Source organism: Collinsella aerofaciens, assembly GCF_040910265.1.
Classification (GTDB): Bacteria; Actinomycetota; Coriobacteriia; order Coriobacteriales; family Coriobacteriaceae; genus Collinsella; species Collinsella aerofaciens_BK.
The window spans coordinates 33,916-46,864 of sequence record NZ_JBDGAW010000020.1 but is presented as its reverse complement, the minus strand read 5'-3'; the positions used below and the strand labels follow the sequence as shown (position 1 = coordinate 46,864).

Below are 12,949 nucleotides of genomic sequence, written 5' to 3'. Positions count from 1 at the left end.
GCGCCTTTAGACGCGAGCCCGGGGCCCGTGGGTTATACCCTAAGAGCAAACCACCCTTTTTAAGGGTGGTTCTGATTGCACCGCAGGGGAGCGTTTTATTGCGCGTTGGGCGGGCTTGCAAACCGTTCGGACGCTAAAACGAACCGACCGCGCCTTCGTGCTGCCGAGGGTGTTCATAAGTGGATAGTATGTGCTTACTATCACAACGTGCGCCGTGTCTGGGAAGCGCGGTGCCGCTCATTGGGAGGAACATCATGAAAAAGAAGCTGCTGCTTGCGCCCCTCATGGCCGTTTTGGTCGCATGTGTGGTCGTGCTTTCCGGCTGCGGAGGCCCCTCGATCGAAGAGCTCATCACCGAGGACCTTACGACTCAGTTCGATGAGGTCAAAAACGGTGGCGACGATTTCCTCTCTGGTCTGGAAGAGGCTTCGGGCGACGAGTTCGAGCAGCTGGGCATCGATCCCAAGGAGTATGCCAAGACCTATCTCGAGGGCTTTGATTACGAGATCGGCGACGTGACGGTCGACGAGGACAAGGGCGTTGCAACCGCCGAGGTCTCCATCACCTGCAAGTCCATGAACAAGATCGTCGAGGACTTCTCCACCCAGTATCAGGAGAAGGTCGCCGCACTTGACACTGTTCCTTCCGATGATGAGCTGTACAAGATGGCCGGCCAGGTGATGGTCGATGTGACCAAGGCCACCGAGCCCAGGAAGACCACGGTTATCTTCAAGTACACCTGCAACGATGACGGCGAGTGGTCTGCTGACGACTCCGTCAACTCCGAGATGATGGATGCGATGCTGAGCTAGTTCGTTACGGCGTTTTACCAAACGCCGTAACTGCTCGACGCTGCGCGCCGCCCAAGCCGACAATTTGTCATGAAAAAGGCGAGGCATGACCAAAAGGTCTATGCCTCGCCTTTTTCATGCCAACTTGTTCGGCTTGGGCGGCGCTCGCTGTCCGTCCTCTACCTGCGGTGTTGTCATTGTTGGAAGGTGGCAGATGGGGACGTTCCTTTTCTGCCGGCAGTTGGGGACACTCCTTGGGGTAGCTAAAAGAGTCCCGTCCCGAATTAGCTACCCCGTGCCCATCTAAGTTGCGGTGAAATAGGGACTGTTTGGGGGCAGTAGGCCGGCAATCAGTCCCTATTTCACCGCAACTTATTGGTGGGCGGCTCGCTAGTCGCCCAAGATCAGCGAAGTGAGTTCGTCTTGGGTGTCCACTACGTAGTCGGCGTCGGCGGCTTCGAGCTCTGCTCGGCCGCGGAAGCCCCAGGTGACGCCGGCGCTCTTAAGGCCGGCATTGTGGCCGGTCAGAACATCGACATTCGAATCGCCAACGTAGAGCGTGGTCGCCGGGTCGGCGCCCAGCTCCTCCATTACATGCAGCGTGACGGGAGCCTCGGGCTTGGGTGGAAACGCGTCGACACGACCCTGCACCAGCGCAAAACGATCGGGGCCAAAGTACTTTTCGATAAGCGGAGCCGCCGAAATATGGTCCTTGTTGGTGAGCACGGCAAGCTCAACGCCCGCGGCGCGCAGGCGGTCGAGCATCTCGACCGTGCCGGCATAGGGCGCGGTGTGGTCCTCCTTGTGCTCGCCGTAATAAGCCCTAAACTCGGCAAGCGTCTGCTCAAACATGCGGCCGTCGCCCGCGTATTCGGCGGGCATAAAACGCTCGACCAGCTTGAGCATGCCGTTTCCCACCTTGTAGCGGTACTCGTCCACGGCAAACGTGGGCCAGCCGTGCAGCTCGCAGGTATGGTTGCCGGCTGCCGCCAGGTCCTCGAGCGTATTGAGGATGGTGCCGTCCAGATCAAAGATCACATGGGAATAGGCTGCTGCCATGGGTGCTCCTGCCGTTTGAGTTGTAAAGCGCACCCCATGATACTGGGCTTGCGCGTCGGGCGTGCCTGGAATCTGAACATCTTTAACGGCATCGGGGCGCATCGCGCCGGCGCAAGTCTTGCCGCTAGCAGATCCTGGGCAGCTGCTCTCCCACGAGCATGTCGAGGATGCGGGTCGATCCCCAGCCGGTGCGCACGCGAACGGCGGGTCGAGCGCCTTCGGCAAGCGGCATCACGCGACCGATGATGGCGGCGTTCTCGCCGTAGCGGGCGGCGCGCATGGCTGCTAGCGCGGCATCGGCCTGCTCGGCTGGCACCACGGCGACCATCTTGCCCTCGTTGGCAACCTGCAGCACGTCGTAGCCGAGCATCTCGCAGGCGGCCTGTACATCGGGGCGCACGGGTACGGCGTCCTCGTCAATCTCCATGGCAACGCCGCTGGCCTGGGCAAACTCGTTGAGCGTGGATGCCAGGCCACCGCGCGTGGGGTCGCGGAAGCAGCGCGTGTCGGGGGCGGCGGTCAGCACGTCGGCAATCAGGTGGTTGAGCGGCGCGGCGTCGCTCTCGATGCTGCTCGAGAACGCCAGACCTTCGCGCTGGCTCATGATGGCGATACCGTGGTCGCCCAGCGTGCCCGATACCAGGATGACGTCGCCGGGCTGGCAGCTGGCGCCGCTGAGCGTCACGCCCGCGGGAACCTCGCCCACGCCGGCGGTGTTGATGTAGACGCCGTCGGCCCCGCCGCGCTCGACTACCTTGGTGTCGCCGGTGATGATTTTGACGCCCGCCTCGCGCGCCGTCTCGGCCATGGTCTGCACAATCTGGCGCAGCTTATCCATGGGATAGCCTTCTTCGAGGATAAAGCCGCACGACAGATAGCGAACGTTGGCACCCGAGGTCGCGACGTCGTTGACGGTTCCGCACACGGCGAGCCTGCCGATATTGCCGCCGGGGAAGAACTGCGGCGTCACCACAAAGCTGTCGGTCGACATGGCAATGCGCCCGCTCGCGGGCAGGGCGGCGACACCGGCATCGTTGCCTTCGAGCAGCTCGGGCGACCCAAAGGCATCCAGAAAGACCTCGTCGATAATGCGCTTCATCATCTGGCCGCCGGAGCCGTGGCCCAGCAGGACAGTGCTATCGGTGACGCTATGGGACATATCGAAAACTCCAATCGTGGTGCGTCTGGTGCGTGGGGGCGTTCGGGCTAGATTTGGTATCTAAAGTACGCAGCGCAGCTGCCTTCAGAGCTCACCATGCACGGGCCAACAGGATGCTCGGGCGTGCAGGCGTGGCCGAACAACGGACAGTCGCTTGGCGCTATGGCCCCGCGCAGCACGTCGCCGCAACGGCATCCGCGCGGCTCAACCGTCGGTTCGATCGGCACGTCATAGCGAGTGCCGGCGTCAAAGCGCGAGAACTCGGGGCGGATGGAAAGGCCCGAGGCGGCAATCGGTCCCAGCCCGCGCCACGTGGTATCGCACGGCTCAAACACCTGCTCGACCAGCTGGCGCGCCACGGGGTTGCCGTCCACGTTGACGCCGCGACGGTAGGCGTTGTCGATCGCGGGCTGCCCCTCAACAACCATCTGCACCAGCATGCAGATGCCCTGCAGAATATCGACCGGCTCAAATCCGGTAACCACGCCCGGGGTGCTGAATTCGTCGACCAAAAAACCAAAGGGCGCCAGGCCTGCGATGGTGGCGACATGGCCCGGCAGGATAAAGCCGTCGATGGTCGTCTCGGGGTCGTTGGCAATCGCGCGCAGCGCCGGCGGCGTGGTCTTGTGGGCGCAATAGACCGAGAAGTTCTGGAGCCCGCGCGCATCTGCCTCCAGGATGGCGGCGGCAATAGTGGGCGTCGTGGTCTCAAAGCCCACGCCCATAAAGATGACCGGGCGGTCGGGGTTGTGCTCGGCAATATCGAGCGCGTCGAGTGGCGAGTAGACGATGCGGATGTCGCGTCCGGCTGCCTTTTGCGCGGCAAGCGAGGTAGACGATCCGGGCACGCGCATCATGTCACCAAAGGTAGTGATGATGGCGCCGTCCATCTTGGCGAGTGCGATTGCGTGGTCGATGTCGCGGTTCGCGGTAACGCAGACGGGGCAGCCCGGGCCGCTCAACAGTTTGAGCCCCGCCGGCATAATGGAACGAAAGCCATAGCGGCCAATGCTCACGGTATGCGTGCCGCAGACTTCCATAAGGTTGATGCTACGGTCGCCGACAAGCTCATGAATGCGGTCGATGAGCTCGCGAGCGAGCCGTGGGTCGCGGAATGCCGAAAAGTCGATACCGGAGTGAACCGGTTGCGCCGCCGCCACTAGTATGCCTCGGCCGGGTTGGTGGCGAGCTGGTCCTCTTCGACCAGCTCGGTCATGGTATTGACGAGCTCGAGCGTCTCTTTCGCTTCCTGCTCGTCGACAATCTGGATGCCAAAGCCGGCGTGTACGAGAATATAGTCGCCTACCTGCGCCGTCGGCACAAGTCGCAGCGACACGGGGCGCTCGATGCCCATCATGTCGACGGTCGCCTTTAGGTCGTCGTCGCGTTTGACCACTTTACCGGGAACGGCAAGGCACATAATGTTCCCCTTTTATACGCTTTGCGCTGGATGGGCGCTTAATAATCCATCAGTTGATGGTAGCGCTCGCGGGGGTTGCGGGCAAACGCGTTACACCTGTGAGACGGCGGCGTATGGGCTGGCCAGACAGCCTACTGCGGTATGACCTGCGCAAGCCGAGCGCGGGCGACCGCCGCCTGGCCGTAGGAAATACAGCCATCGTTGACGGGCACGGTGTGGGGAACCAAGACGGCAAGACCGGCGTCTTTGAGCTCGCACGCGAGGAGCCGAAGCAAAAGTCGGTTCATGAACACGCCGCCCGAGAGTGCGACGGTGTCGATGCCCTCGCGGGCGCAAATCTCGCTTGCGATACGTGCCGATGCGCGTGCAATGGCGATATGGAAGCCGAGCGCGAGCTTGTCGGCCGGCGTGCCGGCCTCAATTCCCTCCAAAAGCGCCTCAAAAAGCGGCTGAGGATCCAAAATCGGGGAGCCGTCAGCAGGCGTTGATGCACCAGCCTGGCTATCGGTGGAGGAGGCGTTTTCTCCGTCAAGTGCGCGCCAGGCGGCGGCCTCGAGTTCGATGGCGGGTTCTCCCTCGTAGGTTGCCTGTCCGCAAATGCCCAAAATCGCGGCTGCGGCGTCAAACAGGCGGCCCATACTGCTCGTGCGTGGGCTGTTGATGCTCCGCTCGATCATCGTGGTCGTCACGCTACGCGTTTGCTCGTCAATGCTATCCAAAAGCGGGGTGGCACCCGGATGTTCGAGCAGGCCGAGTTCGCTCAGCAGGGAAAAGGCGTTGCGTCGGGCATCGCGCACGGATGCAGCCCCGCCGGGAAGTGCCCAGGTACGCAGGTGTGCGGCGCGCTCAAAATCGGCAAGGCCGGCGACAAGAAATTCGCCGCCCCAAATGGTCCCGTCGGTGCCGGCGCCCGTGCCATCGAAGGCGATACCCAGAACGCGCGTATTGGGCACAAGCCGCCCTGCGGCGATGGCCTCGGCCATCACGCTCGCGATGTGCGCATGATGGTGCTGGACTTCGATAAGTGGCAGGCCCTGTTCCCGCGCCTGCTCGCGCGCCCATTGGCTCGATAGGTAGCTGGGGTGCAAGTCGCAGGCCAGCGCGGCAGGCGTCAGGTCAAAAAGGTCTTCCAGGCGCGTGCGCGCGGCGTTCCACGCATCGAAAGTCGCGCCGTTTTCGACATCGCCGATATGCTGCGACACAAAACAGGTCGATGCGGCGTTCGTGTCCTCACGCGTGAGTGCGATCGTGGCCTTTTGCTGCGGGCCGCAGGCGAGCACACAAGGCGCGGCGCCGGCGAGTGCCGGCAACGGCAACGGCTGCGGGGCGTACCCGCGAGCACGGCGTACGGGCATAACGGCACCGTCGACCACGCGTACTACGGAGTCGTCGTAGCGCGAGAGGATCGCGCGGTCATTGCCGAGCAGCGCATCGGCGATACCGGCGGCAACGAGGTGCTTCCAAGCAAGATCGTCGTCGGTCTCGATAGGCTCTTCGCTCAAGTTTCCGCTGGTCATGATAAGTGCGTGCATGCCATGGGTTTCTGCCGCGGCAAGCAACAGATGCTGAAGCGGGGTATAGGGGAGCATGACGCCGAGTTCGGGCAGATCGCGCGCAACGGACGGTGCGAGTTCGAGAGCATCGGAGAAATCTCCCTCGCCAGCACCACGCCGGCGCAGCAGCACGATGGGGCGGATGCTGCCGGCCAGCAGGTCGCGCTCGGCATCATCGACATGGCACAGGCACTCAGCGTCGGCAAGGCTGCGCACCATAACGGCAAGCGGCTTGTTGCTGCGGCGCTTGCGACGGCGCAATTCGGTCACCGCCTGTTCGTTGGCGGCGTTGCAGGCCAGATGGAATCCGCCCAGGCCCTTGATGGCAACAATGCCGCCGGCTGCAAGTAATTCAACACAGCGCTCAATAATGGCATCGCTGGCCTCGCGCGTGTCGCCGACAGCCGGCGTCGCCCCCGAGTTTCCGAGCTCCACGCCGCGCGCCGCCTCGCGCCACGTAATATGCGGCCCGCAGTCAAAGCAGGCATCGGGCTGCGCATGAAAGCGCCGGTCAAGTGGGTTGGCATACTCCGTGGCGCACGCGGGGCACATGGGAAAGCAGTCCATGGACGTGGCCGCTCGGTCATAGGGCAGCGAGCGGATGATGGTAAAGCGCGGTCCGCAGTTGGTGCAGTTGATAAAGGGGTAGTGAAAGCGTCGGTCGTCGGGGTCGAACAGCTCGCGCAGGCAGTCATCGCAGGTGGCGATGTCGGGCGAGATGAGCGTCGTATGCGCGGTCTGGTCCTGCGACGCCACGATGCGAAAGCCCTGTTCATCGGCGGTATCCCAAGCGCCAGGCTCCAAATCCGCAACGTCAATACGCTCCACGCGAGCCGCCGCGGGCGCGTGCTCCGACAGCGCGGCGACAAAGCTGTCGAGCGCTGCACCCGAAGCATGCGCCTCGACATGCACGCCGTCGCCCGCGTTGAGCACCCAGCCGCAAATGCTGTACGCCATGGCCTCGCGATACACAAACGGCCGCATGCCAACGCCCTGCACAATGCCCGTCACATGAATATGCACATGCCGCATGCGACCCTCCTCATCAAAACCGACCAAAAAAGGACAGGTTTATTTTGGTAGGTAAAACTTCTAAACCTGCCAAAACAAACCTGTCCCTTTTTGGCAGGTGCGCTACAGTCCTAGACTTTGCCCGGTGGCGGCGCAGGTGAGCTCGCCGTGCTTAACGCCGCGAAGGCCCAGCAGGCGGTCGGCCAGCTCGTAAACGCGCTCGCCGCGACCCTTGAGCGCCAGAATCTCCAAGCAGTTGTGGTGATCCAGATGCACATGCATGGTCGAGACGATCTCGTCGGTGTAGTCGTGCTGTACCTCGTCCAGGCGGCGCGTCAAGTCGCCGGTGTGGTGGTCGTAAATCATGGTGAGCGATCCGATGACCTGCTCGTCGGGCGTGCGCATCTGCTCCTTGGCGATCGAGGCGCGAATCAGGTCGCGCACGGCCTCGGAGCGGTTGGCCACGTCACCGCGGCGCGCGATCTGCTCGTCAAAGTGACGAAGCAGGTCATCGGGCGCGGTGACCGAAAAGCGGACCAGCTCGGAGCTGGAGCCACTGCATCGACAGCTCGCCTCGGCACCCGCGCCGTGAACATGTGCGTGCTCGCAGCCGTGCGCGTGCTCGTGCTCGGCCACGCTACACCAGCTTTACGGAGCCGACGGAGTTGTGGTCGGCCTCGATGGCGTCCTCGTAGCCCTCGAGCGCGGCATGCGCCTCGTGCAGCGCGGCCATGGCAGCCTCGAGCTTGGCGCCGATGCGCTCCATGTCAAAATTCTCGGTCGCATGCAGCAGCTGATGGCTCCACTCGTGGGCGAGCTCGATGGTGTCGTCGACCTGCTTGACGCTCATGGCAAGCTGGCTCATGTTCATTCCAACGTCATGCATGGGAATCTCCTTTTGTACGGGGCAATCCAGTGGTTCAGATTCTACTACGGAGGGCTCCCATGACCGGCGTTGTATGCCAGTTGTCCTACGGTGCCAGTGAGGCTAGCGGCGCGACTATGACGCCGTCTTCCCGTCGATAAGCAGTTGCGGTTCCAGTTAGGACGAGTAAGAAGGACGCTTCGCCTTGGTGGGTGGAATCGATTTTCGATGCAAGCTTCTTGAGGTTGGCGGCCGCGACGTCTATGGGCTTTGAGCCCAGTTTGACCTCGACCAGAGCATACCTTCCGTCATTCAGCACAAGTACGGCATCGGCTTCAAGATCTGTCTTGTCTCGATAGTGGTATACCTTGCCATCGAGTTGATCCATATATGTGCGCAGGTCGCGAATGCACATGGATTCAAACAGGAGGCCAAAGGTCTCGAAGTCTTCGAGAAGCTTTTGAGGAGTCGCTCCCAGGGCGGCAGCGGCAAGGGACGGGTCGCAGAAATGACGCGTTGGACTCGTTCGTACAGCGGTTTTTGAGCGAAGCCGCGGCGCCCATGCTTCGAGATCTTCAAAAACACAAGCGCGGGTCAAGGCGTCGACGTATTCAGAGACGGTGTCTCTTGAGGGCGGCTCCCCTTGCATATCGGCCGCAATGGTCGATAACGATGCTTCGGATGAAACGTTGCGTGCATAGCTACGAACAATTTGAGCCATCCAGGTTTTATTGCGGCGCACCCCATCGATCTCGTCAATGTCGGCGTCGAGCAGCTCTTCAATGTAGTTGCTTGCCATTTCAAGCGCTGCATCCTGGTTACCTTCGGTTACGGATTCCGGCCATCCTCCCCTGCAGAGGACATGGGCGATGCGCTCGATATCAAAATCGACGAGGTCGGCCACGTCCATGTGACCATCGAAAAGGGATGTAAGCGAGACCGACCCAGTGGATTCCTGCGATTCGAACAGCGACATGGGGCGCATGTTCATGCGCGCGATCCGTCCAACACCAGAATGAGCTGGCATCTCACTTTTCCGTGGCGTGGCGGAGCCGGTTAGGATAAATTGCCCTCGTCCGTGTTCCTGGTCGACGGCAAAACGGACAGCATCCCATAGTTGTGGAGCCATTTGCCATTCGTCGATTAGACGGGGTTTGTCCCCTCTAAGCAGAATTGATGGCTTAGAGTTTGCAAGCTGCATATAGCTGTGTCCATTGTCAGGGTCCTGCATATAGATGCAGCTCGCTGCAGCTTGTTCAGCAGTCGCTGTTTTCCCGCACCATTTGGGACCCTTAATCTGAACGGCTCCCGACGATTTGAGCTTTCGAGCAAGTATTTGATCCGCGATACGGGGTAAATAGCGCGTGCTTGACAACGTCATTTGAACCTCCCTCTTCCACGCCTATTTTACCTCTAAAGTCCGCAAGTTGGACCGTTTTGATTCCGCAAGTTGGACCGTTTGAAATCCGCAAGTTGGACGTTTTTGAGTCCGCAGGTTGGACATATGCAGAGATTCGAATGGTTGAGCTCCAGCATTAAGAAGCGCGCGTTCGGACGCCTTGACGCCGCCTTCTAGACCGCCGCATAAGAAAACGGGTGCGAGTCCGTCTGACCCGCACCCGTTCACTGGGGGCTGTTTGTGTCTACCATACTATCCATGGTCGCGCACCCTGCACCCGGCGCTCCGGCGAGCGGTGCAAAACCGCTCATGGACGGCAGATACGTAACAAGCGTATTACAGATGCTTCTCCAGCAGCGCCTGAAGCCTCGCCTTGGGCAGTGCGCCGACCGAGCGGTCAACCTCTTCGCCGTTCTTAAAGACGATCAGCGTGGGGATGCTCATGACGCCAAACTTCATGGCCAGGTCCTGGTTGTCATCGACGTTGCACTTGGCCACGGCCAGCTTGCCGGCCAGCTCGTCGGCGACCTCGTCCACGATGGGCGAGAGTGAACGACACGGCCCACACCACGGAGCCCAAAAATCAACCAGCACGGGCAGGCTGTCGTTAACGATGGAATCGAAGTTCTCGGGGGTAATCTGCTTAATGTCAGCCATGGTGACCTCCATAATGCGACGCGGCTCGGCCGCGTAAAACTCAGTACGACCGTGCTTATACCCAGCGGCCCGCAAAGCAACCACTCGCGGGCGGCTCTTTTATATAATGGTGGGCACGCAAACGATTGGAGAGCGCATGTCCACGTCACAAAGCCAGAAAAAAGAAGCCATCGCCCAGGCCACCGAGCAGGAGCTCGCGTCGCTTGCGGCGCGTGGCGTGCGCATCGCGGGCAATGCGTGCTCGCCGATCGTGCTGGTCAAAGGCGATTTGGATGAGGCCGAGCGCTCGGGCGGCGAGCTTGCCGCCGGCCCGGATGGCGCCGCGCTGCGCAAGGCGCTCGGGGCCATCGGTTATGCGCCTGAGGATTTCTGCGCGCTGGCAAGCGTTGCCGGCGCGGGCAATGGGACGGTCGCGGTGGGCGAGGCCCTGCCGTGCGACCTGTTCCGCGAGGCGCTGGAGGCCCTGGACCCCGAGGCAGTGCTGCTGCTGGACAACAGCGCGGCCGATGTCATGCGCGAAACCTACGCCGACATGCTCGTGGCGATCGACGACTTTGACACCGCCATGCTCAAGCCCGGCCTGGTCGCCCACGTGCAGGGACGTCGCGTACTCGCGCTCGACGGCTTTGAGGCGGCACTCACCGACAAGGTGGCCAAGCAGCGCATGTGGGCCTACATTAAGCAGCTGACCCCGGCGGCCGCGCCGCTGTAGCGGGCTTGCGCCGGCAAGGCGGCCCGGGCGGTTGAGTCGCGCCACGAGTCCAGTGTCGCGCCCCTACATCACAGCGCGCAGCTCAAACCGGTCGCCGTTAATGCGGAACTGGCAGTTGCCGCTCATGCGCTCCACGGCAAGCTTAATGCTCTTGGTGCCAAAACCGTGGCCGGCGTGTTGGGTCACGGGCATGCCGTCGACCATGCGCGGCGCGCGTCCAAACGTGTTGGAAACCAAAAGCAGCAGCTGGCCGTCCTCAAGCCGCAGGTCAAGGTCGACAAAGCGTTTGCCTTCGGGGGCGGCGCTTGCAGCGATGATGGCGTTTTCCAGGGCGTTCGAAAGCACACTGAACAGGTCGGCATCGCCCACGTGAACGGTTTCGGGCACGGCGGCACGCAGGTCGGCGGTGATGCCGTGCTTGTTGATATCCGAACTAAATGACGAAAGCACGATGTTGACGGTCTCGTTGGCGCAGTAACGGCGCACGGCGGTGCGGTCGTTGGCCTCGCAGAGCTCATCGATGCGATCGAGCGCCTCGTCGATGTGCCCTTCCTCAACAAGAATGGCCAGACCGCGCAAAAAGTGCCGCATGTCGTGGCGAAGGATCGACAGCTCGCGTCCAGATTGGCGCCAGGCCTCGAGCTCTTTGATGGCGGAGTTGTCGCGCGTCTCGAGCATCCAGCGCTCACGCTCGGCGACTTCCTTTGCCTCGTATTCGCGCAGGTAGACGGCGAGAAACATAATGTAGAAGGCGCAAAGGGCAAAGGCCAAAAACTCAACGGTCACCACCGAGCCCGAGTGGAACAGCGTGGTGTAGACGTTGGTGGCGTAGTCAAAGATGTAGTAGACGAGCGGCAGAATTAAAAGAATGCCGAGCTCTGTGGGGCTTTTAATCGCCAGGCGCGGGCCGATGTCGCGGGCCCAATGCAGCAGGATGGCAAAGACGGCGAGCGTGGTCGCGATGCGCGCCAGATAGTACGCGATCTGTGAATCGGTCGCGGCAAATGCGGCGATACCCATCCAGTTGCTAAACTGGCAGCTCAGATAGGCGCTGGTGAGGCCCAGTGCCGCAAGCAGCGGGCTCAGGCGGTAGCGCGCGCATAGATAGATGATGAGCGGCAGGTGAACGACGAGCGGATACGCCTGACGGGCAAACAGTTCTCCGCCAATGACATTGGCGATCGAGAAGGCGGCACCGGTAGCGGCGCCGACCCCCAGCAATTCGAGCGCATGGCGCCGGTTGATCTCGACACCGCATAGCGCCGCCGAGGCAAAAACGCCAAAGAGCAGCGTCGTGGCGTGGTGAATCGCCCAAAGAACTATTTCGACCGCTGCGGGCATCAGTGTCTCCCGCCCTCAAAGCGCACCGCAAAGTAGGCATCTTGGAATCCTTGCTTGCTGCTGCGCGAAAGCGGAATGCTCGCGCCCGAGCGCATGACGATCTCCGTCCGATCGAAATGATCGATGTTGCGCAGGTTGACCTGGTAGCTGCGATGACATTTAAAGAAGACCGCGTTTTGCGCCAGGCGGTCCTCGACGCTGCGGAACGACTCGAACGCCTCGATGTCGCGTCCGTCGCGCAGGTGGAAGACCACGTGCTTGTTGCGCGCCTCGGCATACTCGATATCGGACAGGCGCAGGGCGTGGTAGCCAAAGGATGTCTTGATGACGAGCTCGTCGGTCGCCGACGGGCGCATGCTCGAAAGCTCGTCGAGTAGCTTTGCCAGACGTTCGTAGGCCACGGGCTTGAGCAGGTAGTCGAAGGCGCGGACTTCGTAGGACTCCAGCGCAAACTCGGGCGACGAGGTGAGGAACACCAGGCGCACGGCGGTATCGGACTGGCGCAGCTCGCGCGCGGTGTCCATGCCGTTGACGAGCGGCATGATCATATCGAGCAGGATGATGTCGGCGCGCGATGCGGCATGGCGGGCCAGCAGATCCTCGCCGCGCGTGACGAGCGCAACGTCGACCGCCGTGCCCGTCTCGCTCGACCAGCGGTCGATCATCCGGTGCAGTCTATCTAGAAAAGCGACGTCATCGTCGCAGGCAATAATCTTGAGCATTCTGAGCCCCCTTAGTAGTTCGATTTTGCCACATTGGGTGCGTACCGCTCGCGGAGGCGTATCCCATTTGCGCCCCACGGCGTGCAACTCGCGCCGAGCGGTATTGCGGTGGCGAAAGATGCCTCCTGCGCTATCGAGAGCTCGGCTATCCTCAGCTTTCCAGTCCGAAAATGGACCTGCTGCATGATTGAATCTTTATTTCAACTTTACACCTAGGTTTACAGCTGTCTTGTCAGCTGTAAACCTAGGTGTCATACTAA

13 protein-coding genes are annotated in these 12,949 nt (G+C 61.5%); 2 read left to right on the top strand and 11 right to left on the bottom strand.

Going from position 1 to position 12,949, the window contains the following annotated elements:
• The first annotated feature begins 254 nt into the window (after positions 1-254).
• Positions 255-812, top strand: coding sequence for a hypothetical protein (locus AB5Z14_RS08260; protein WP_055310036.1), 558 nt, complete (start codon positions 255-257; stop codon positions 810-812).
• Positions 813-1,181: 369 nt separating this feature from the next.
• On the opposite strand, the gene AB5Z14_RS08255 is transcribed toward AB5Z14_RS08260, so the two are convergent.
• The 9 genes from AB5Z14_RS08255 to trxA all read right to left on the bottom strand — a co-directional run bounded on the left by AB5Z14_RS08255 (position 1,182) and on the right by trxA (position 9,914).
• Positions 1,182-1,850, bottom strand: coding sequence for an HAD family hydrolase (locus AB5Z14_RS08255; protein ID WP_368131028.1), 669 nt, complete (start codon positions 1,848-1,850; stop codon positions 1,182-1,184).
• A 124-nt stretch (positions 1,851-1,974) separates the two neighbouring features.
• Positions 1,975-3,009 carry a hydrogenase expression/formation protein HypE gene (hypE, locus tag AB5Z14_RS08250; RefSeq protein ID WP_368131027.1) on the bottom strand — a complete coding sequence of 345 codons (1,035 nt, stop codon included), beginning with the start codon at positions 3,007-3,009 and terminating at the stop codon, positions 1,975-1,977.
• A 47-nt stretch (positions 3,010-3,056) separates the two neighbouring features.
• The gene (gene hypD / locus AB5Z14_RS08245; RefSeq protein ID WP_368131026.1) at positions 3,057-4,169 is read right to left on the bottom strand and encodes a hydrogenase formation protein HypD; all 1,113 of its coding nucleotides are present in this window, start codon (positions 4,167-4,169) and stop codon (positions 3,057-3,059) included.
• Positions 4,169-4,429 (bottom strand): HypC/HybG/HupF family hydrogenase formation chaperone, encoded by a 261-nt coding sequence (locus tag AB5Z14_RS08240; RefSeq protein WP_368131025.1) that lies wholly within the window; start codon positions 4,427-4,429, stop codon positions 4,169-4,171. Before AB5Z14_RS08240 ends, hypD begins: the two co-directional genes overlap by 1 nt.
• 131 nt (positions 4,430-4,560) lie before the next feature.
• Positions 4,561-7,014 carry a carbamoyltransferase HypF gene (gene hypF, locus AB5Z14_RS08235; protein ID WP_368131024.1) on the bottom strand — a complete coding sequence of 818 codons (2,454 nt, stop codon included), beginning with the start codon at positions 7,012-7,014 and terminating at the stop codon, positions 4,561-4,563.
• 102 nt (positions 7,015-7,116) lie between these two features.
• The gene (nikR, locus tag AB5Z14_RS08230; RefSeq protein ID WP_368131023.1) at positions 7,117-7,629 is read right to left on the bottom strand and encodes a nickel-responsive transcriptional regulator NikR; all 513 of its coding nucleotides are present in this window, start codon (positions 7,627-7,629) and stop codon (positions 7,117-7,119) included.
• Between the two features lies 1 nt (position 7,630).
• A complete protein-coding gene (locus tag AB5Z14_RS08225) occupies positions 7,631-7,879 on the bottom strand; it encodes a hypothetical protein (protein ID WP_368131022.1) in 249 nt (82 codons plus the stop codon).
• A gap of 85 nt (positions 7,880-7,964) precedes the next feature.
• Positions 7,965-9,239: an ATP-binding protein gene (locus AB5Z14_RS08220; RefSeq protein ID WP_368131021.1), complete on the bottom strand. Its 1,275-nt coding sequence runs from the start codon at positions 9,237-9,239 to the stop codon at positions 7,965-7,967.
• Between the two features lie 354 nt (positions 9,240-9,593).
• Positions 9,594-9,914 (bottom strand): thioredoxin, encoded by a 321-nt coding sequence (trxA, locus tag AB5Z14_RS08215; protein WP_117776407.1) that lies wholly within the window; start codon positions 9,912-9,914, stop codon positions 9,594-9,596.
• Positions 9,915-10,050: 136 nt separating this feature from the next.
• On the opposite strand from trxA, the gene AB5Z14_RS08210 reads away from it, so the two are divergent.
• The gene (locus AB5Z14_RS08210) at positions 10,051-10,626 is read left to right on the top strand and encodes a hypothetical protein (protein WP_368131020.1); all 576 of its coding nucleotides are present in this window, start codon (positions 10,051-10,053) and stop codon (positions 10,624-10,626) included.
• A gap of 63 nt (positions 10,627-10,689) precedes the next feature.
• Here AB5Z14_RS08210 and AB5Z14_RS08205 read toward each other — a convergent pair whose 3' ends face one another.
• Both AB5Z14_RS08205 and AB5Z14_RS08200 read right to left on the bottom strand, forming a co-directional pair.
• A complete protein-coding gene (locus tag AB5Z14_RS08205; RefSeq protein ID WP_368131019.1) occupies positions 10,690-11,967 on the bottom strand; it encodes a GHKL domain-containing protein in 1,278 nt (425 codons plus the stop codon).
• Positions 11,967-12,689 (bottom strand): LytR/AlgR family response regulator transcription factor, encoded by a 723-nt coding sequence (locus AB5Z14_RS08200; protein WP_368131018.1) that lies wholly within the window; start codon positions 12,687-12,689, stop codon positions 11,967-11,969. Before AB5Z14_RS08200 ends, AB5Z14_RS08205 begins: the two co-directional genes overlap by 1 nt.
• Between the last annotated feature and the right edge of the window lie 260 nt (positions 12,690-12,949).

Bases quoted from the DNA above. Each gene is read 5' to 3' on its own strand.
- hypE (WP_368131027.1), bottom strand. From the start codon at position 3,009: ATGTCCCATAGCGTCACCGATAGCACTGTCCTGCTGGGCCACGGCTCC.
- AB5Z14_RS08225 (WP_368131022.1), bottom strand. From the start codon at position 7,879: ATGCATGACGTTGGAATGAACATGAGCCAGCTTGCCATGAGCGTCAAG.
- hypF (WP_368131024.1), bottom strand. From the start codon at position 7,014: ATGCGGCATGTGCATATTCATGTGACGGGCATTGTGCAGGGCGTTGGC.
- trxA (WP_117776407.1), bottom strand. From the start codon at position 9,914: ATGGCTGACATTAAGCAGATTACCCCCGAGAACTTCGATTCCATCGTT.
- AB5Z14_RS08255 (WP_368131028.1), bottom strand. From the start codon at position 1,850: ATGGCAGCAGCCTATTCCCATGTGATCTTTGATCTGGACGGCACCATC.
- AB5Z14_RS08200 (WP_368131018.1), bottom strand. From the start codon at position 12,689: ATGCTCAAGATTATTGCCTGCGACGATGACGTCGCTTTTCTAGATAGA.
- AB5Z14_RS08260 (WP_055310036.1), top strand. From the start codon at position 255: ATGAAAAAGAAGCTGCTGCTTGCGCCCCTCATGGCCGTTTTGGTCGCA.
- AB5Z14_RS08240 (WP_368131025.1), bottom strand. From the start codon at position 4,429: ATGTGCCTTGCCGTTCCCGGTAAAGTGGTCAAACGCGACGACGACCTA.
- AB5Z14_RS08205 (WP_368131019.1), bottom strand. From the start codon at position 11,967: ATGCCCGCAGCGGTCGAAATAGTTCTTTGGGCGATTCACCACGCCACG.
- AB5Z14_RS08210 (WP_368131020.1), top strand. From the start codon at position 10,051: ATGTCCACGTCACAAAGCCAGAAAAAAGAAGCCATCGCCCAGGCCACC.
- AB5Z14_RS08220 (WP_368131021.1), bottom strand. From the start codon at position 9,239: ATGACGTTGTCAAGCACGCGCTATTTACCCCGTATCGCGGATCAAATA.